At 39.3% G+C, this 18,705-nt stretch carries 15 protein-coding genes and 14 tRNA genes; 1 reads left to right on the top strand and 28 read right to left on the bottom strand.

Going from position 1 to position 18,705, the window contains the following annotated elements; translation table 11 throughout:
• Positions 1-105: 105 nt before the first annotated feature.
• From KNO66_RS00145 to KNO66_RS00110, 8 genes are all read right to left on the bottom strand, one after another.
• Positions 106-981, bottom strand: coding sequence for a hypothetical protein (locus KNO66_RS00145; protein ID WP_214739297.1), 876 nt, complete (start codon positions 979-981; stop codon positions 106-108).
• Positions 978-1,535: a DUF5366 family protein gene (locus tag KNO66_RS00140; RefSeq protein ID WP_214739295.1), complete on the bottom strand. Its 558-nt coding sequence runs from the start codon at positions 1,533-1,535 to the stop codon at positions 978-980. Before KNO66_RS00140 ends, KNO66_RS00145 begins: the two co-directional genes overlap by 4 nt.
• Positions 1,536-1,763: 228 nt before the next feature.
• Positions 1,764-2,237, bottom strand: a complete 474-nt coding sequence (gene trmL / locus KNO66_RS00135; RefSeq protein ID WP_015880908.1) for a tRNA (uridine(34)/cytosine(34)/5-carboxymethylaminomethyluridine(34)-2'-O)-methyltransferase TrmL — start codon at positions 2,235-2,237, stop codon at positions 1,764-1,766.
• Between the two features lie 12 nt (positions 2,238-2,249).
• Entirely contained in the window at positions 2,250-2,690 is a 441-nt protein-coding gene (locus tag KNO66_RS00130) for a methylated-DNA--[protein]-cysteine S-methyltransferase (protein WP_214739293.1), read from the bottom strand.
• On the bottom strand, positions 2,671-3,819 hold the full coding sequence (gene queG / locus KNO66_RS00125; RefSeq protein ID WP_214739291.1) for a tRNA epoxyqueuosine(34) reductase QueG: 1,149 nt from the start codon (positions 3,817-3,819) through the stop codon (positions 2,671-2,673). The genes KNO66_RS00130 and queG overlap by 20 nt, the downstream gene beginning before the upstream one ends.
• A gap of 67 nt (positions 3,820-3,886) precedes the next feature.
• Positions 3,887-3,957 (bottom strand) — tRNA-Gly (locus KNO66_RS00120).
• A gap of 119 nt (positions 3,958-4,076) precedes the next feature.
• Positions 4,077-5,108, bottom strand: coding sequence for a DUF2332 domain-containing protein (locus KNO66_RS00115; protein WP_353048557.1), 1,032 nt, complete (start codon positions 5,106-5,108; stop codon positions 4,077-4,079).
• Between the two features lie 311 nt (positions 5,109-5,419).
• Positions 5,420-5,818 carry a GIY-YIG nuclease family protein gene (locus tag KNO66_RS00110; protein ID WP_031421159.1) on the bottom strand — a complete coding sequence of 133 codons (399 nt, stop codon included), beginning with the start codon at positions 5,816-5,818 and terminating at the stop codon, positions 5,420-5,422.
• Positions 5,819-6,823: 1,005 nt separating this feature from the next.
• Between KNO66_RS00110 and KNO66_RS00105 the strand changes: the two genes are divergently transcribed.
• Entirely contained in the window at positions 6,824-7,660 is an 837-nt protein-coding gene (locus tag KNO66_RS00105; RefSeq protein ID WP_214739289.1) for a hypothetical protein, read from the top strand.
• Here the strand turns inward: KNO66_RS00105 and KNO66_RS00100 are convergent.
• The 20 genes from KNO66_RS00100 to KNO66_RS00005 form a co-directional block, all read right to left on the bottom strand.
• On the bottom strand, positions 7,657-8,931 hold the full coding sequence (locus KNO66_RS00100) for a site-specific DNA-methyltransferase (RefSeq protein WP_214739287.1): 1,275 nt from the start codon (positions 8,929-8,931) through the stop codon (positions 7,657-7,659). The genes KNO66_RS00105 and KNO66_RS00100 overlap by 4 nt on opposite strands.
• A 482-nt stretch (positions 8,932-9,413) precedes the next feature.
• The gene (locus KNO66_RS00095) at positions 9,414-9,863 is read right to left on the bottom strand and encodes a phage major tail protein, TP901-1 family (protein ID WP_214739284.1); all 450 of its coding nucleotides are present in this window, start codon (positions 9,861-9,863) and stop codon (positions 9,414-9,416) included.
• 62 nt (positions 9,864-9,925) lie between these two features.
• Entirely contained in the window at positions 9,926-11,395 is a 1,470-nt protein-coding gene (locus tag KNO66_RS00090) for a phage major capsid protein (protein WP_214739282.1), read from the bottom strand.
• The gene (locus KNO66_RS00085) at positions 11,367-12,596 is read right to left on the bottom strand and encodes a phage portal protein (protein ID WP_214739280.1); all 1,230 of its coding nucleotides are present in this window, start codon (positions 12,594-12,596) and stop codon (positions 11,367-11,369) included. The genes KNO66_RS00090 and KNO66_RS00085 overlap by 29 nt, the downstream gene beginning before the upstream one ends.
• A gap of 215 nt (positions 12,597-12,811) precedes the next feature.
• Positions 12,812-14,098, bottom strand: a complete 1,287-nt coding sequence (locus KNO66_RS00080) for a hypothetical protein (RefSeq protein WP_214739278.1) — start codon at positions 14,096-14,098, stop codon at positions 12,812-12,814.
• 1,308 nt (positions 14,099-15,406) lie between these two features.
• Complete coding sequence (locus tag KNO66_RS00075; protein WP_214739276.1) at positions 15,407-16,318, bottom strand: replication initiator protein A; 912 nt, start codon at positions 16,316-16,318, stop codon at positions 15,407-15,409.
• A 192-nt stretch (positions 16,319-16,510) separates the two neighbouring features.
• A complete protein-coding gene (locus tag KNO66_RS00070) occupies positions 16,511-17,437 on the bottom strand; it encodes a tyrosine-type recombinase/integrase (protein ID WP_214739274.1) in 927 nt (308 codons plus the stop codon).
• A gap of 116 nt (positions 17,438-17,553) precedes the next feature.
• Positions 17,554-17,634, bottom strand: a tRNA-Leu gene (locus KNO66_RS00065).
• A gap of 9 nt (positions 17,635-17,643) precedes the next feature.
• A tRNA-Cys gene (locus tag KNO66_RS00060) sits at positions 17,644-17,717 on the bottom strand.
• A 9-nt stretch (positions 17,718-17,726) separates the two neighbouring features.
• A tRNA-Gly gene (locus KNO66_RS00055) sits at positions 17,727-17,801 on the bottom strand.
• A gap of 4 nt (positions 17,802-17,805) precedes the next feature.
• A tRNA-Gln gene (locus tag KNO66_RS00050) sits at positions 17,806-17,880 on the bottom strand.
• 7 nt (positions 17,881-17,887) lie between these two features.
• Positions 17,888-17,963, bottom strand: a tRNA-His gene (locus tag KNO66_RS00045).
• Positions 17,964-17,979: 16 nt separating this feature from the next.
• Positions 17,980-18,050 (bottom strand) — tRNA-Trp (locus KNO66_RS00040).
• Between the two features lie 3 nt (positions 18,051-18,053).
• Positions 18,054-18,137 (bottom strand) — tRNA-Tyr (locus KNO66_RS00035).
• Between the two features lie 5 nt (positions 18,138-18,142).
• A tRNA-Phe gene (locus KNO66_RS00030) sits at positions 18,143-18,218 on the bottom strand.
• A 29-nt stretch (positions 18,219-18,247) separates the two neighbouring features.
• Positions 18,248-18,323: transfer RNA gene (locus tag KNO66_RS00025), tRNA-Asp, on the bottom strand.
• A gap of 8 nt (positions 18,324-18,331) precedes the next feature.
• Positions 18,332-18,405 (bottom strand) — tRNA-Met (locus KNO66_RS00020).
• Positions 18,406-18,421: 16 nt separating this feature from the next.
• A tRNA-Glu gene (locus KNO66_RS00015) sits at positions 18,422-18,496 on the bottom strand.
• An 18-nt stretch (positions 18,497-18,514) separates the two neighbouring features.
• Positions 18,515-18,605, bottom strand: a tRNA-Ser gene (locus KNO66_RS00010).
• An 11-nt stretch (positions 18,606-18,616) separates the two neighbouring features.
• A tRNA-Asn gene (locus KNO66_RS00005) sits at positions 18,617-18,691 on the bottom strand.
• Positions 18,692-18,705 lie beyond the last annotated feature (14 nt).

Below are 18,705 nucleotides of genomic sequence, written 5' to 3'. Positions count from 1 at the left end.
CGGCTCCCTGCTTGCCCCTAGGAAAGCGAGCCATGTCCGGATTGGGCATAAGACCTATACTTTGTCTACAGTCTGAAGAGTCAGCCTTCATCGGCTGACTCTTTCTTATTTCTTGCGCGCGATTTGTAGTCGATATGCGCCCCAATGTGTCTTAAGTTCTTCTGACTGGATGAGTTTCCAAGGATTGAAACGAACTTGACCATGTTTATTGAAGTAGAGATTCTCACGCACACAGTAACAAGCATGGATCAGTTGCCCCTGTGTATTCCAAAACGTCATGACGTCTCCTGCTGTTGGACGATGATCCTCTACCGAGTCATATCCACTTAATTTTAACGTTTGTAAAAACGTCTCTGGATGAATCCACTGGTGAACCATCTCTTCATTTCCTGTGATCGCAAACAGTGTCGCCGCAAGACAGTTACTTCCGTCCTTGATCGGAAACCGATTTACATATCCCTTAAGATGCGAAGCGGTCGAGTCATCATAGGTTTCCCCTTCCCATGTGTCCCACTCCTTCGCATAGTCGAGTAGAATCGAATATCGCATCTTCATTGTGAGCGCATTCCAATTCGCGTGATGCAAGACGAGGAAATGTGCCCCATCCTTCTCCACGATTGCGTCATCTGACCAATTCGTCATCTGTGTAACGCTGATTGGTAAAATGAGACCGCGATGGGTCGTCACTTGGTATTCCAACAGACGATTTCTAACTTGGTCTTGTAATTCATGTAAAAATGGAGAAAACGCATGCACAATATATGTAACCTCTTGCCCCATCTGCCAGGTCACATACGGATTCGTGATGTCGGGCCGTCGGTACAGCGGATGATGAAAGAATTCCTGTCTCGGAATCACGAGACAAGAACTCGGTAAACCTTCAAGAAATGACGAATCAATCCAATACAAGGTCTCTTCCGGAACAAATGTATGAGACCAGGCTTCTAACACGTCAATCGTCGGTTCAAAAGCATACATCATAAGATGATATCTCCGACAGAGTTAAACAAGCGAAGGATTGACCAACCTAATCCGCTGATTAACGTCGCCCACATGACGGCCTGCATAAGCAACAAGCCGATGGCACGAGGGACGGACATCGATTGGCTCACTTGCCAGACGTAGTAAAAGAGATACATCAAGAGCGTACCGACGAGGACGGCAAGGACGGCGAGTAAAGTGTTCAAAAAGAGAAAACTGATCCCCGATCCGATTAGGAAAATGATGGCCCCGGGTTTCAATCGATGAAGCGATGTCCCGTTCGTTTCGCGCGCAAAAAAGGCGAAGCCGAGTTGATTGAACGTATCGGCGACCAATTTAAAAGCGCTAAACAGCATAAAGAAAACCGTGAAGAATACGACGAGCACAAGCACTTTCGTTTCTTGCACAGATAAGAGTTCGATAATTTCACTATATACACCAATTTGATTCAGCCATTGGATTACGTACTCAGATGTCGCAATCGCTAGCGACATGGAAAACAAAATAATTCCGATGAGCGGGGCATAGCTTAATAAGTACACATTCGTTTTCATGTTCCTTCTCCAATTTCACAGTAATTTCTTATATTCAGTGCAATTCACCTACCAAGTATATTATACTATTTATAGTTATGGAGAATAAAAGGGGGATTTTTGGATGGGCCTATTATTGATGGTTGGAATCAGCGTCGTCTTCCTCTCAGCAATTTTGACAGCTGGATATAACCGTAAACCTGAGGGTAACGAATAAGAGCCGGGATTCTAACGAATCCGGCTCTTTTTTTATTTCAATCCTGCATATCCTTGTTGGCGAAGCGCTTCATAGACAATGATGGCTGCCGTATTAGATACGTTCAATGAACGGACGAGATTCGATTGTGGTAGGCGGATACAGCGGTCCAAGTTGTTCTCGATGACTTCCATCGGCAATCCTTTCGTTTCACGACCAAAGACGAAGAAATAGTCACCGTCCACATCTGAAACGTCTAAATCACTCGGGTACTGTTCCCCGTACTTCGTGATGTAGAAGAACTGTCCGTCCGGATGTTTCTCCCATAGCTCTTCTAACGAGTCATGATAGCGTACATCGACAAATTGCCAATAGTCGAGACCGGCACGCTTCAACATTTTATCATCCGTCGAGAACCCTAGCGGACGGATCAAATGAAGGACCGAGTTCGTCGCCGCACACGTCCGTGAGACGTTCCCTGTATTTGCTGGTATTTCTGGTTGAAACATTACGACATGAATCGCCATGATTGATTTCCCTCACTTTTTCATTTCAAATTCTAGAAGGCGTTGTTTTTCGGACAACCCTCCCGCAAAACCGACAAGCTTTCCACTGCTTCCAATGACACGATGACACGGAAACAGAATCGGCAACGGATTTCGATTGAGCGCCTGACCGACGGCGCGAACGGCTTTCGGTCGACCGATTTGTTCGGCAATTTGTTTATACGTGCGCGTCTCACCATATGGGATGGTCAAGAGCGCATCCCAGACGTCCTGTTGAAACGGTGTCCCGTTCATTTCGACGTAGGCACGATCTGCTTCATGGAATCCATTCTGTTCTACTCGTACCATGAGATCTCGCAACCACTCAGGTGCTTCTTCTGTCGGTTCATGTGTTGTGAACTCAAGAGCCGTCAGTTTGCCTGCTGCGTTTAATTCATACGCTAACGGTCCCCATTTAGACGACACGATCTTCATGTGCCCACTCCTCTCGATATATACGAATCTCTTCATGAACCATATCAGACGTTTCATTTCGTTCGATCTCTTCGAACATCGAATCGGCATCAGGTCCAAGAATGGCACCGATTGCCCAAACAGCCGTTGCGCGCATGTCTTCTCGTTCATCCTGTTTGATGAATTCTCGTAAGATCGGAATTGCTGAAGGTTCACGGTAGTGCGCGAGTGCTAAAATCGCATTTCGTTGAATCGGTTTCTTCCCACGCCATGCGCCCGACAAGTGTCCAAACTTTTGTTTGAACTCTCGATTGCTCAATGTCAAAAGTGGCTCTAAGAGCGGTTTGACAATCTCAGCTTCCGGCAACAGTTCTTCGTGGTGACGCCAATCCTTTTTGCGATTATATGGACAGACTTGCTGACACGTATCGCATCCATATAGTCGTCCACCAAGTTTTGAACGAAACTCTCGTGGCATCAACGTCTTCATTTGCGTGAGATAAGCGATACAGCGCTTCGCATCGAGGACACCAGGTTCAACGAGTGCCGTCGTCGGACAGGCCGTCATACATTTATCACAGTCGCCACACCCATCTTCAATCGCTTCATCCGGCGGCAAGTAAACATCTAAAATCATTTCGCCTAAATAAAGATAGGATCCTTTTTCAGGTGAGATGATCGAACAATTTTTCCCGCTAAAGCCAATTCCGGCACGTTCAGCGACGGCCCGGTCGACGAGCTCACCGGTGTCGACCATCGAGCGCGTCCGGACGCCTGGAACCAATTCTTCAATGTACGATTGAAGCTTCTCTAATCGATTACCGACGGCGCGGTGATAATCCAGTCCCCATGAGGCTCGGGCAAATAGTCCTCGTCTCTCGCCAGCGACACTACGTGGTGCGTCCTTCAACTTACTTGGATAGGCAATGGCAATCGCAATGATTGACTGGGCTTCTTCAAGTAAGAGTTCCGGGTTCGTACGCTTCTCTAGGTCGGGCTCTTCAAACCCAGAGGCAAACCCTTTCTCTTGTTGCCGAATAAGTCGCTGTTTCATGACGATGAACGGATCAGCCGTTGTCACTTTCAACTCATCAATCCCAATGTTTTCGGCGTACTCGATGATTTGTTGTTTTAATGTGTACGGGTCCATTCCGTTCACCTCCTCTATATATTTTCGCATACAAAAAATCTCTCCGCCACTCGGCAGAGAGATGTGAAGCGGGTGAAGAGAATCGAACTCTCGTCATCAGCTTGGAAGGCTGAGGTTTTACCATTAAACTACACCCGCATGAAATATTGTTGTCGTTCAAGCGACTATAGTTAATATACACCTATACTATTAAACTGTCAACAAGTATTCGTAAGTTTTTCTAAAATCATTAGAAATAATATCTTGGTATACCTTAATCATTCAAATGATCCTTGATGAAACAAGGAATCGAGTGATGTCATGATTTGAAATTGACGGCCATGCCCCTCCGTTTCTGCATACGTCAACGCTGTGAGTTGACCATCTAGATACAAATCGACGTGTAGATAACGATCTTGAACATTGTTATAGATATGGAAGACGTCTCGTGATTGTCCAATTCGCTCGACTTGCCTCAAGAGTTCTTCTTTAATGGGACGTGACATCTGATTCGCAACGTGTGTATGGAAGATACATAACGTCTCTGTCTCCGGCACACGTGATACAAGTTCTTGTAGCATCGTCACGCCATCCCCTTCAATGAGCGTCACCGTATTAAAATCGACTTCATTCATGGCCGCCTGGAGCAGTTGACGCCGTGACTCATGTTCTGTCCAAATTAACGCATTCAACCACGACCGCTCTGCTTCATCTGTCAAATCTACAATGTTCAAGTCGACATCAATACGCGTTCCGATGTCTAGTGACGTCGTAGCCTCGAGATGGAGTGGTTCGTTCGATTCGACGGTCGCTAAGATGTTTACTGATGAGGCGTTTATCCGATTGAATCGGACACCATTATACTCATAAGCGTACTGATCAACAAATAGTTGAAGTCCTGCACTCGTTCCGATTTCAAGCAGTCCGAGTGGTCGCTTCGTCTGTTGTTGAATCTTCGAAAAGATCGGATACAAGTAGGCGCATCGTTGAACCTCGTTCGTTTGCACACGACGGGTCCTCAATCGATGACGGATTTCACTTTCGTATGTATGGCAAAAAGCTAAAAAAGAGGGAAATACATCTTCAGCCTGTTTTGGAGATTTTGTCACGCTAGGATAATAGGTGGCTAACTCATCAGCAGAGTGTTGAAGTACCAGTTCATGAACGGCGGCAAACAATAGATTTGGAGCAGGTTGTCCCTTTGGTATGTCTTCACACAAAGATAAGAGCCATTCGTGCTTGGTCACTTCTCGAGTCAGCACTTCGTATAAGCGACTCGATCCGACACATTCGTTGTCAGCAATTCGGATAAACCGATTCGATTGTTCTGATTGAATAACATCTACCTCATTTCTTCTTGTTAAAACATTCGAGCTAAATGAATGTCCTCCCTTCTCAAAAAAAGGATAGAGAACACAAAAAAGACCCTAACCTCAGTTAGAGTCATACGGATACCGGTGGTCGGAGTCGAACCGACACTCCAGAGGAACACGATTTTGAGTCCCGAATCAAATTTAAATCTCTTACTTATGTTGTATATCAACGCTTCTGCATTTTCGTTAAAATTCGTTCAACACGACTACTACAAACATACTTCTAAGGCTGCTGTTTCGTCAACCTCTTACGCAATGTACTTATTAAATCGAGCGAGATTCTTACTTTTATAGTAATGAATCAATCGTTGCTCATGAATTAACGCATCTCTTCGTTCTGCATACTCCGCCACGATTTCATACTCTAAGTTACCAGACTGCATCATATTCCGATGATCAACATTCCGACGATTCGTATATCTTCTCATACGATACCAAACGCCACTACCGACATAAACGACTTCTCCATCCTCTCGGTGAAGATAAACAATGTATTGATCTGTTTGTCGTAGCTCATTGGGATCAAGTTGATACTTCTTTATTAAACCAATTACTTTCTGAAACGACAATCCATATATTTTTGCGATGTCCTCATTTGTCATTTTTTCTTTAAGATATTGCTCGAGACTTTCTTTACTTGGAAACACAATATTTACACCTTTCTATTCGATTTATTGATTTTCTTATTTAATACTTTCAATCATTTATTCAATTAAATAAGAAGTTATCTAATTTCTTAAATATAAAATTAAATAACTTCTTAAATAACATATTCAATTGGACCTCTATATATAGAAGAAATAAAATTTACATTTTATGATTTTGTTTGATTATTCTTTTAGCCCATTCTTCATTTGTACATTAACCTATAGCAGTTATAACTTCTTCGATTGTAACGAGTTGTTTACACCAAAAATAAGTTTCTTTATTACACTTCCTGAAATCACAGTTTTAATACCCATCGTTTGAACATAATTTAACTAACCACATTCTATTAAATGCATATAAACTATGTCTTTATGATTTTCTTCTCCGTCCAGATGATAATATTTATCTATTGATCCAATTAGAACAAAAAGCAAACATTGATTGTATTTTTAATCCCGTGTCTTTAATTCGACCTCGATTAATTGTTCTAATTCATAAAACTATAACAAAAAGTGTCTGTTTAAATATGTTCTGACTATCTATTTTGGATTAATTCTCCCTATGCAATTATTATGTATTGCAATTCCTTAGACCGCCAAATAAAAATATTTAAGTGTTACAAAATCTATTTTTTGATTAAAAGTAATTCTTCATTGCCTTGTGTCTCTCTGTTTCTTTATCAACTCTCTTACAGTTATATCGGGCATTTTTCTAATGTAAAATTAACATGCAAAAAAACTCTCGAAAAGCGAAGAGTTTTTTAGTAATCAGTTTATAGTATTTTATACAAACTTTCTATTTTAAGATTTTTTCGGGTTACAGACTAAAATATTTTTAAAATAAAAAAATCAATAAGTTCTTGTACTCAATTAAGCACTGGGAAATTTTATAGTTAACCATTAATATTCTAGTGATAAATATACAACATATGGTAATATAATGTGTGTGACAAATAATTTTAAAGATTGGATGATTGCATGAAGTCTTTCAGAGATTACTCACCAGTGGCAAAACAAAGCATTACTTTTATTGATTCTGAATATTACCCTGACTATGTTGAGCTTGCCAAGATTTTATATTCAGACGTCCTAGTTAGGTTCTATGATTTAGTTCATGAATCTACTGATTCTAGCGACTTGTTAATTAACATTACGAAGGAAGATAAAAACTTAAGAATACAGCTATTGCGTATTTTTAGGAAATACGTTTCACCAGACACTTCTGTTGAAATGCTTAAGGTTAAGAGAAATATTCCTTCAATCATTAGTGAGTTTAGTACAAGATTTCGCGACTTGAAAGAGGTTAAGAGAAAGCTATATCCTCGCGATGAACCCGATCCTGCAATCATGGCACTTTTGTATGAATATAAAGATCGAGGGCAAAAAGGTTATGAACTTACAGAAACTTTCTTCACTTGGTTTGAAGCGAATTTTGGAGAAAATTATGAAATTAAAGGACCAAGAAAAGCTGGAAAGGATTTAATTCTTTCAAATGAACTTGATGACTTTCCTTATAACGCCCCAGCAGATTTTATAATATACCGAAAAGAGGATGATCAACCTCTTGTAGTAGGCTTTGCGAGATATGACTCTGATCGCGGAGGAGCACAAGAGGATGATCGAATAAGTGGAAATAGGGATAAAGTTACTATGATACTTGAGTACCAACAACAATATGATATTCCACTAAAAACTCTATTTATAAATGATGGACCCGGTTTATTATTAGGTTCAATGTGGCGAGATTATTCTGCTGTAGAAGAATACGGGAGTGGCAGCGTCATGGTATGCACGTTAAAAATGCTTGAAGAAAGACTTACAACGGAGTGGCTGGAAAGTTAAACGTTCAAAATTTCTTTTAACTCAATCAAATCTAGTGGTGAGTCAAAAATTTGATTTGTCACATAAAAACTAAAGTTCTTTTTTGATTCAGTTGTTAGGACAAATGCCTCCTGTTTACTTACTTCATTATTTTTCATTACAAAATCCCCCATTTTTTCACTCCCATGGGATAAACGTTTCAACATTGTAGTTATCGCCAACTTTGAGTTGTCTACTCCTATCCAATGTCTGTTCAAATTTTCAGCTGCTACTAATGAAGTACCACTTCCTGCAAATGCATCTAAAACAATATCACCTTCATTAGTAGCTGTTTTTACAATCAATTCTAGCATCGATAGATTTTTCTCGGTTGGATAACCTGTTATTTCGATATTTTGGTTATGAGCGTCTTTATATTCTAGCCAAATATCTTGAAATGCTATTCCTGGACTTTGATCTAAATAAATCTTTCTTCTGGGATTTCCGTTTTTAGACCAAAAAATTTCTCCTCTTTCGTCCATTTCATCAAGTTTACTAGGTGTATATTGCCAATGTTTACCTTTTGGAGGAAGCATTCCTCTCCATTCTTTCCCGGTCTCACCATTTCGAATACCCGGAGCATGGATGGGTACTTTCTTATATCTTCTACCTGTTGCCTTCTCAGTATAATTGTACTCTTTCTCGCCTAATTCTTTAGTCCATGGTGTATAAGGTTTGTTAAAGACATATTTAGATGTCTTTGTATAGAAAAGTATATAATCAGATATACTTCCAAATTTTTTACTAGTAGAATTTTTAGGATTTGATTTTTTTCGAGTAATCCAGTTTCTAAAGTTTTTAGCTCCAAATACCTCGTCCATTATCAATTTCATTGGAAAAGCCATTGTTTCATCTAAATGAACATAGATGGAACCATCTGGTGCTAACAATTCTCTCATTACAATCAATCTTTGACGCATGAATTCCAAATATCTTGCTCCTACAAGCACATCGTCATAAGCATGTTCCTGGCTTCTTGATGAAAATTTCTGCTGTTTAGCGTATGGTGGATCAATGTATATTAATTTTACTTTCCCTTTAACTGAAGGGTTCTTCATCAATTCTTTTAGAACATCTAAATTATCTCCATAATAAATAGCGTTTGTAGATTCTTCACCACAATTAAATAAGTTTATAATATCAACATCGTTGCTGGTTTTTAATACTTTATCTTTTGGCTCTTTATTTTTGTAAGAAATTTCAAAATCTAAGTTATCATTGAATTGTTTTGGCGATGGGATACCGGTAGCCATTTTATCTCCGTCTCCTTCTCTAATCTTTTTGGTATAACCAATTAAATATAACATAATCAAATTCAATAAGCGTCATTACATATAAATTATATCACGAACGTATGTTCCTTTACATGTTTTTATATATTCAACATCAAATAGGAGTTTTGGGTCCTGTTGTGTGTCCACTCCTCCCTAAGTTATTATAAGCATTACTATGTTTTTTTCAATTTATGTAGGGCGTATCTTCATCAGTCAGATGTACTGACGAAGAAAGCCATATGATACTTCTTCACATTGGAAGCTCACCATCATTAGGTTGATACGCGAGAGTAGATCACTCCGATCAATGTCCATCTCTCGCTCTCTCACCTTACTGACAATATGTTTTGTGTATAACCCTGCAACTGATCGTCTATATAACTCTTCACCCAGGTCATGACGAAGCGCAGTTAAGGATTGTAACTTAGTGATTATGTTTAGTGTGTTAGTTGATGGTTCCATTAGACTTCTACCTCATTTGAAGTGATTGCTTCAGTCTGATTACTCTCCAGAATAATCTTCAATGAACCATTACCTTGAAGTGAGATTGAGTACGTTACGAGATCATCGTATGGAAGATCAAGTGAGAAGTCTGTGATTGTACAGTTCCCTTCGTATCGCTTGCCTGATGGCATTTCAAGATAGACATCTACATTCTCAGAATTTAAGAATGCTGTCTCGAGTTCTTCGTATGCTGCATCTGATTCGACATATGCGCCGTCAGCATCAATCGTGTAAGACTTGAAGCCCGGTAATGATTCATTCCAGAATCCTTCTATGTCTTTCGATGTAGCATCAATTGATTCTGCCGAACGACCAAGTGAAGCATTTCGTTGACCTGCCAATACTCGGCCAGTGCCTTGTCGATAAATATATAACTTAACTTTCATACCACTCATTTTCTTTGTCATTGGTTCTCTCTCCTATTCAAATAAAAAAGTGCGGAACCGAGTTAACGATTCCGCATAGTTACTTATACTTGTTGCAACTTAACAAGTGCTTGTGGATTTGTCACGATTGAATCCATATACATATCAAACACTAATAATTTCGAACCTCGAAGTGCTTGCTTTGAATCAACAATTTCTTGAAGTCCTGACTGCTGTTTGATCATCATTGATACACCTTCTTGATAATTCCCGAAGATAACAGGTGTTGTAGTCGGTAAAGAATCAGTTACATGGATTGGAGCTCCGAAAAGCGTTCGAATCAATTGACCGTTGACCATACCATTTTGCATATAGAAATGACCATTTGAATCCTTTAATTTTGCAATTTGATCAAAGAATCCTTTCTCCATAATGAATGCCGCATCATCAAGATACTCAGGATGAATTGATGTATATAGATCAACAAGTGTATCTACCGTTACAACACCATTCATCGAAATTGCCTTTACATTTTCATCATGCACGATACCATTTAACTCCTCAGGTTCTTGTCCTACTAACATAGAACGCTCAACAACCTTAACAACTCGTCTAGCCAACAATGATTTAACGTAGTCTTCAATATTAATTCCACTGTCATTGATTAACTGATTCGTAAGCGTCACTGCTGCGCCAACGCGTTTTTGCTTTAGCTCAGCGTATTCAAAGCCGAATGAACTCTCAATAATATCATCGCCTTCACCTACAAATCCTGCTTCAATAGAATCGTCTTCTCGTGCGATTTTCAAATTACCACTGACTGAATCGTACCTTTTTGCTAGCGCAAAGATTGGAGACTTCTCTTCCATCAAATGCACAATGTCTTGATGTACTGATTGTGGAACTAAAGTGTGTCCGTCTGCAGTTTTTTGAAGTGAACGACTCTCGCCTTTTAAGATTTCTTCTAGTTCGTTTTTTCGTGTCTCAATTTTTCTCATGTTTCTAGTTTCCCCTTTAGTTTTCTCTGTTTGTTCGATTGATGGAACTTCAACTTCTTCAATTAACGTAAACTGTCTCGCTGAAATATTTGATTGTGAATATGCAGGATTCTTTACAACACTTACTTCAAATAGTTCTAACTCTTTGATTGTTCTTTCGTGAAGTTTTTTGCCAAGATACTTCCATTCATCTTTCAATACTCTGAAGCCGAATGACATATTTTTAAACAGGCCTGCAGTAATCAATTCATAGTAGTCTTGCCCCCATGAAGTCGGTGCAATTCTCGCTTCCATAAATAGACCGACCTCATCTTCTTTTAGTTCAAGTGAATTATTACTTGTCGAAGCTAAAATACGTTCTTGATCATGTTCTGCAAGAAAATCAACGTCCTGTTTTTTTACTTGAAGTGCTTTTGTGAACGCACCTCGTTCAATTTTCTCAACAAACTTCTTTGCCGTTCCCATGACTTCACTTAATTGATTCGTCTTGTTCACGTATCCTCTTACTACTAACTGATTCGCATCAGTTGATCTTAGTTGTAAATTCTTAAATCGTAATTCCACTGTGTTCTCCATTATGTTTCTCCTTTGTCTCGATTTGTTCTCCGATATTTAAGACAAGCATGCTGTCATCCGAAACTTTCTTTAAGACCTGACCAAGCCCAAGAACGAAGTAGTCTTCTTCAATCCCTTGTAAATCAAGACGATGACGTGCCTCGTTAAATGAGATCAACCCTTTTTCTAATGCCTGACTCACTGTTTTTACTTTCTCAGCCTCTGTTGTTCTGAGTAGTTCTGAAGTATCAAACCTAAAGAAATAGCCAAGCAATTTCTCGCCTGACTGTAAATAATTCTTATCAAGTGCTGATTCGATTGCTGTAATGATAGGACCAATACAGTTCTGCAAGAATTGTAGATTGTTATGCTCAAGAGAAGCATACTTGTTAGCCGTACTGTTGAGCATACTCTCTGGAACGTTAAAGACTCGTGCAATTTCTGAAGTGATTGTGCTTTTACTTTGATGAAGACTTAATTCATCTGGAGAAAACGAAAGTTTCGAAAATTCTAATCCTTCTTCAAGAATCATTGTCTTGCCTGTATTCTCAGTTCCAGTGTAGAGAGAATCAAACCCTTTCTTTAAGCGATTGATTGCATGTTCTGTTAGTTTCGAATGTACTTTAAGAACTCCTGTCGGAAGTGCCCCACTCGAAAGTAAGTTCTCTTCATATTTAAGTTGACTAAGCGCTGTATTAAATAATTTATCTGAATTAACTAGCAATCCGTCTGTTCCTGAATCAATAACAATTAACTGCTCTGAAGGAATTTCAACGTTACTTGATAAACCACTGTACTGATAGCGCTTATGTGCAACTGTAATATTGTCTTCTGTGTACAATTCCTCACTCATTGACTTGGCCGATAAATAGTGAAGAGATCCGTTCTTTTTATAAAGATATGCCCTTCCACGAAGTAAGAAATCTTGTACAATTTTTTTCTTTAATGTTTGACCAGTCTCTACTTCATTTGCATCGTGATTGAGATAATCGACTCTCTCGTCTTGTACTCGATCTACTGAATGATTTGACTGTTCTTGATACAAATAGATTGGTAATTGCGAGATCGATGATGTAATCAGCTCTACGGCCGCATAAACAGTTGGAATCTTCAACGCATCTTCCTCTCGGACTTTTACCGGACGAGTCCCAGTTAAGATTGTTCGCGCAAAATAATCACCTTGCGTAGATTTTTTATTTTTTTGATAGTTAAATAAGCTCAAATTTCATTTCCCTTTCCGTGTTATATTCGTTGCTATTGAAAGCAGTAAGTGTAGCTAAAAAAAATACTCCATCAACGAATATCGTTGACAGAGTAAATAAAAGAAGGAAGACAGATTCATTACAAACCTCTCAAATCGAGTACATATTAATGGAGATATGCCTCTCTACTATATATGTACACAACTAAGGGGTTTGTATCAGCTTTTTGAGAAATTTATAGCAAATAATCTAAATATTTTTTTAGTAAGTCTCTCTGACGTTCCGATGGTATATAACATGCCATTTTTTCGCCATTTCGGATAGATCCTCGGAACATAAATTGAATTAATTCTGAAAGCGCCAGTAGATCCTCATCCACGTGAATATCATGGCTTAAGAAGAACTGCTTTTCTACTGGGTTTAAGAAGCGATTGACCATATACGCCATAGCTGTACAGTGCGCATAATCATTTGTCGCTCGAATCGTACAAGGTACAAAATTATCTTTTTCTCGATCATCATACTTATTAAATTTGCACTTTGCGTTAGACAAGCGTTTTGCTTTTGACTTATAAGTTGTCCAAAACAATTTATCATTATCTGTCGTTGCTTGAGTCCGGAAAAATGAAGTAAGGTTTTGCTGTAATCTCTTGTACTTTTCTGGAGTAGCACTCTCATACCAAGAGTATGATAAAAGATATCGATTAGTTTTTTTAACTCGAGCGAAATAATTTGAATTTAAGGTACTTGGTCTTCCTTGTGTCTCATAATCTTCGTAAATTGTTAGTAACTCTTTTAGTTTTTCTCGCTGATCGTATTTATTATGGTAGCTCACAAGCTTGTACAAATCGCCTTTTTTTATCACTGAATACTTTTTATACTGAAGGTCAAAATAATCATAGTAATACTTCTGAAGTTGCCCATCAAAGAGATAAGTTAAAATATAAACTTCTTTAAAGTTACTGAATGAATTTATAGGTAATAACGATACCATCTGTAGCTTTGTATTTCCGAAAGCTTTGAGAATCCCTAGGTTTGCATCATTTTTAACATCAGCGAATATCGCATGTTTCTCATCTTGTTTATAGTCCGACAGCCAAGTTACAGATGAATCTTTTTCAATTTTGATATGTCCATCATTAATCAAAATATCAATGTCCTGACTAGCTATAGGAAATACCTCAATAACCTCAGCCACTTCATCCATAATTAATGTATAGTCACTCTCTTTAATTAACTCATGTGCTTCATGATCCATCATCTTAAAAAGTTGATGTGTGATTGCGATTGATCTTCCATCAGCCAGTAGCTTCTTTAAGTGATCTAGTTTTTTCCCTTTTCCTCTTGCTGCAATCGGAGTAGCCATATTTAAATTTGTTGCACCAATGACTCGTTTAACTTCTGATAAGAACGGAGTCACAAAGATAAACTTTTTTCCGAAAGTGTTCTCATTCATCATTTGAATTGCATAACTTGTCTTTCCTGCACCACAGATTGCATCAATTACTTTTACTTTCTCCATTTGAATTTCACTCCTGATATTTGATTTAACACTTGTTTTATATCAGTCGAAATTCAAACGTAAATTGCTATTTATATAATTGAACTCTTTTTTTGCATCGACTGCTCCGCTTGTCGCTCCGCAACCATGTCGACGCTGTATCGGAAAAGAGTTCGTTCGACCGGATTCTTCGAATCTCGATCTCACTTCACTTTTTCCGCTAGGTAACGAGTTTTTTTATTTATTTTTTAATTAACTTCTTTTCTTTTAAGAGAAAGAGCCCACGAAGCTATGTATACCAACACTTTTCTAATACTTTTTGCACAAAAACCCAAGCAATAAGTATTTTAGGGCTTATAAATTACAACATTTATTTAGCTGATTCATACTTTTCTCTTTTAAAAGAAATAGTATCAAGACTGTATAATCGCACTTCTACTTCAACAGCAAGCTGTTTCATTCGAAGCACGATCGAATCAAAACTTTAAAAAACATAAAAAGTGACGGCTTCTTCGAACCCTACTTTTTATGTTTTTTTAAAGACTTTTGATTCGGCAGGCATTTTTTTATTTTTTATTGATCAACGACTAAACACTAATCAATTGATTAATAACTAATGACTAATGATTAATGATTAATTTAAAAACTTATAAATTTCCCATTGTATACAACTCAAAAACATTAAGAACACTTTTAAAAATAATAACATTTAAAAAGAAATTACCTCATCCGAGCCTTGGTAATTATCACATCTTAATGTCGCGACATGCACAGCTTCTTACCGTGTCATGAAGAAACGCTCCACCCAATATTGATTCAACAGTCAATTCTGTTAGGTTCAAATATTAAAAACCCTAATAACGGATAATAATGAATTCATCATTGCAAGATATTGATAAGGTTGGTCAATATCGAATGAATCCATATCCATCAGCAGAGTTTTGATTTTGCAACGGCATCTACGGACCTCGGAGTTATTTGATATAGGAGTGAACTCTCGGCACTTTAATGTCTCCAATGTTATTCGGTTGTAATACATTTATATCTAGATAAATGATTACGTAAACGAATATCAAAAATTAATTAGAGAATTATTTATTATATCTGTGCCATTGAAAACGTAAACGCTGCGCTCTGAAGTGAGCTAGCAGATATCATCTTTCATTTCCTTCAGACTAAATCGACATCACAATTAAAAATAGCCTAAGATTAATTTCTATGAGAGTAATCCTTTATTCCCGTAGAGCTTGTCATTGCTCAATCACCAAGTTGATGAGTGTTCATATTTCTCAAAGAGCCGAAGTCTAATACGAGCCATTTATGAGCTCCTCAGCCCATCCCAAAGACTCGATTAATATATTCTTGCTTCTCCTCATACGTTACTTCGCCTTTCTTCGCTCTTGTTCTGTATAAAGTCGTCTCCAAACAAGAGCGCAAATATCCACCCAAGTTTTTAATTTCACTTCGATTGTTCATTACCTCTTTAACGACTCTAAGCACAATATCTTTATTGAGACCCTTGAGGCGATATTCGTTTGTGAGTTTGTGAATTGTTACCTCATCTTCATCGTTTCTAATGTCATTGATAACCGTTTCTTTGTTAACAAGCTTGTTAACAGATTTGTTATCATTATTATTACTTAAGTTATTATTAATATAGTTATTCTTATTAGTGGTTCTTTTTGACCCTTCTTGATGGGTCATTTTGACCCTTTGCTCTGACCAATTTGACCCTTCAGGAGAGTTCAAAGTGACTTCATCGCCTGAAAGATCATTTTGACACTTCAGGCTTGGGGCCTTATCTAATTGCATATTATTGTCGTTAACTTGGGCAGCATGATCCATGTCTTCTTTGATTGCAGTTTCAGTGTCCGAGTTTACTTTAATCAAATCATCATCTGTATATGTTAGTTTCAAAGGAAATAGTTTATTCGCTCGTGTCAGTCCATCTCGCTCTTCTTCCAACAAACCATAGTCGGCCAATTCTTTTTTACAACGCTTAAAAGTAGATGAGGACATACCTAATAATTCTTCCGCCTTTTCAGCACCAAGACGTACATAGTATTTTCCGTCATCCTGCCAATCGTTCTGCATCGATAACTTCACTTGATCCAACAATAGAATATAGACTAATTTTGTATTCGGCTTCATATCTCGATATGCTTCTCCCACTATCAACACTTTCGGTACTTGATAGTAGATGAGTTGATCTCGATCGCCTCTTGTAAAGTAATGACTCATCTCAAACTCTCCCCTACCCTGGATTTGAATTTTTCAGAGAGAGCCGTTATAATAACAACATTAGTGTTGTGTTTCGTGTTGTTGTTGTTATAACGACCTTAACGGAACCTCTGATTACCCCGGAGTCTGTGAGAATGCCATCTCACGGCTCTATTTTTTTATTTTATAATACGAACAAATGTTCGTACACAACTACAACCGAAGACCCTTTAGAGCTCCATATTTGCCATGTTTGCGCTTCAAATCTTTGCCCCATAGGTTTACATATCTTTTCGTGACGGTGATGTCCGTGTGACCCAATAGGTGCATCAGTGAGAATGCATCGATTCCCTCCATCACCATGCGTTTGGCCATCGTATGACGAAATGTATGAGGACTCACTCTCTTCTCGATACCTGCCAACTGCCCATAGCGAGTAAAACGCCCTTGAATGCTGTGACTCTTTAAAGGGCCATTGTCTCTATTGATAAATAGAGCATCTGTATCTAATTGCCCTCGAATGACTAAGTAGCGCTTCAATTGCTGCTGTGTAAACTCCGATAAATAAACAGTTCGCTCGAAATTATTCTTAGTCTTTCTAACAAGGAGTTCGTCTCCCCTGATGTCACCAATCTCAATACCGACAAGTTCTGATAGCCTGATTCCTGTGTCCAAGAACACAAGAAAGATCACTTCATCCCGAAAGCCAACAAATGTCTTTTCATCTCGCATGACTTTTAACAACTTTTCAATTTCACTGTTCTCTAGAGCGTCTATCATCTTGTGACGATCTTTAAGAAGTTTTATATCTTCCATCGGATTTGTTGAGATGAGACGTTTTCTGTATATGAAGTTGTAGAACGCTCTTAGAGCCCTCAGTCTTGTGTTGATAGTTGTGATCTTGATTCTCTCTTTACTGATAATAATGAGATGTTCAATGTCCGAAGTCTCCAGATCTACCAACTCTTTGTTCAAGGTGCGCTTCGTTGCCATGAACTCGTTTCGATAGTAGTCAATCGTTGCTTGTCTAAGATTTTTTAAGTAACAGTGCTTAAAGAACTCATCGATTGCCTCTTCATCACTCACTCTTGTATGAATAATTCTCAATTCTTCTTTGGATAGTTCTCTTTTTCTGCGCATGCTTACACTCCCTTTAGCAATGAACACGATTCAATGAATACGATTCTTTGTAAAAACAGTCGTGTAAAAGAAAACACAAAAAAAGGCTCTAACATAAGTTAGAACCTTAAATCTGATACCGGTGGTCGGAGTCGAACCGACACTCCAGAGGAACACGATTTTGAGTCGTGCGCGTCTACCAATTCCGCCACACCGGCATATTATGTTGGAGGCGCCAGTCGGAATCGAACCGACGATAGAGGAGTTGCAGTCCTCTGCCTTACCACTTGGCTATGGCGCCAAAAGTCATTGGAGCGGAAGACGGGATTCGAACCCGCGACCCCGACCTTGGCAAGGTCGTATTCTACCACTGAACTACTTCCGCAAAATGGCTGGGCTGGAAGGGATCGAACCTACGCATGTCGGAATCAAAATCCGATGCCTTACCACTTGGCTACAGCCCAATAATAATGGGGCGACTGAAGGGAATTGAACCCTCGAATGCCGGAATCACAATCCGGTGCGTTAACCACTTCGCCACAATCGCCATGATGAAATTAAAACAGGGGCAGCAGGAATCGAACCCGCGCTGACGGTTTTGGAGACCGTAGTTCTACCGCTAAACTATGCCCCTAAGTGGTGGGGGGGGGCGGATTCGAACCGCCGAACCCGAGGGAGCGGATTTACAGTCCGCCGCGTTTAGCCACTTCGCTACCCCCCCACATATGGTGGCTTTGGACGGAATCGAACCGCCGACACAAGGATTTTCAGTCCTTTGCTCTACCAACTGAGCTACAAAGCCATATGTAGTATATTGATTTAAAATAAAAATGGCGGTCTCGACGGGATTCGAACCCGCGATCTTCTGCGTGACAGGCAGACATGTTAACCCCTACACCACGAGACCGGACTTAATTGCGGGGGCTGGATTTGAACCAACGACCTTCGGGTTATGAGCCCGACGAGCTACCAGACTGCTCCACCCCGCGACGATATAAAATTAATTGGTGACCCGTACGGGATTCGAACCCGTGTTACCGCCGTGAAAGGGCGGTGTCTTAACCGCTTGACCAACGGGCCATTACATATTTGAAAAACTGGCGGAGAGCAAGGGATTCGAACCCTTGAGACGGTTTTGCCGCCTACACGAATTCCAATCGTGCTCCTTCGGCCACTCGGACAGCTCTCCAAAAGAGAAAGTGGCTCCGCAAGTAGGATTTGAACCTACGACCTACCGGTTAACAGCCGGTTGCTCTACCACTGAGCTATTGCGGAACGATCTTGCCTGG

Source organism: Exiguobacterium sp. s48 (assembly GCF_018617395.1).
Taxonomy (GTDB): Bacteria; Bacillota; Bacilli; order Exiguobacteriales; family Exiguobacteriaceae; genus Exiguobacterium.
This window is presented reverse-complemented; position numbering and strand designations above follow the sequence as displayed.

What these genes read in the sequence shown, in the direction of transcription:
- KNO66_RS00145 (WP_214739297.1), bottom strand. Translation starts at nt 981, where the DNA reads ATGATGTATGCTTTTGAACCGACGATTGACGTGTTAGAAGCCTGGTCT.
- KNO66_RS00095 (WP_214739284.1), bottom strand. Translation starts at nt 9,863, where the DNA reads ATGACAAAGAAAATGAGTGGTATGAAAGTTAAGTTATATATTTATCGA.
- trmL (WP_015880908.1), bottom strand. Translation starts at nt 2,237, where the DNA reads ATGGCGATTCATGTCGTAATGTTTCAACCAGAAATACCAGCAAATACA.
- KNO66_RS00100 (WP_214739287.1), bottom strand. Translation starts at nt 8,931, where the DNA reads ATGGCTACCGGTATCCCATCGCCAAAACAATTCAATGATAACTTAGAT.
- KNO66_RS00130 (WP_214739293.1), bottom strand. Translation starts at nt 2,690, where the DNA reads ATGAAGATCGTGTCGTCTAAATGGGGACCGTTAGCGTATGAATTAAAC.
- KNO66_RS00080 (WP_214739278.1), bottom strand. Translation starts at nt 14,098, where the DNA reads ATGGAGAAAGTAAAAGTAATTGATGCAATCTGTGGTGCAGGAAAGACA.
- queG (WP_214739291.1), bottom strand. Translation starts at nt 3,819, where the DNA reads ATGGACCCGTACACATTAAAACAACAAATCATCGAGTACGCCGAAAAC.
- KNO66_RS00075 (WP_214739276.1), bottom strand. Translation starts at nt 16,318, where the DNA reads ATGAGTCATTACTTTACAAGAGGCGATCGAGATCAACTCATCTACTAT.
- KNO66_RS00140 (WP_214739295.1), bottom strand. Translation starts at nt 1,535, where the DNA reads ATGAAAACGAATGTGTACTTATTAAGCTATGCCCCGCTCATCGGAATT.
- KNO66_RS00090 (WP_214739282.1), bottom strand. Translation starts at nt 11,395, where the DNA reads ATGGAGAACACAGTGGAATTACGATTTAAGAATTTACAACTAAGATCA.
- KNO66_RS00070 (WP_214739274.1), bottom strand. Translation starts at nt 17,437, where the DNA reads ATGCGCAGAAAAAGAGAACTATCCAAAGAAGAATTGAGAATTATTCAT.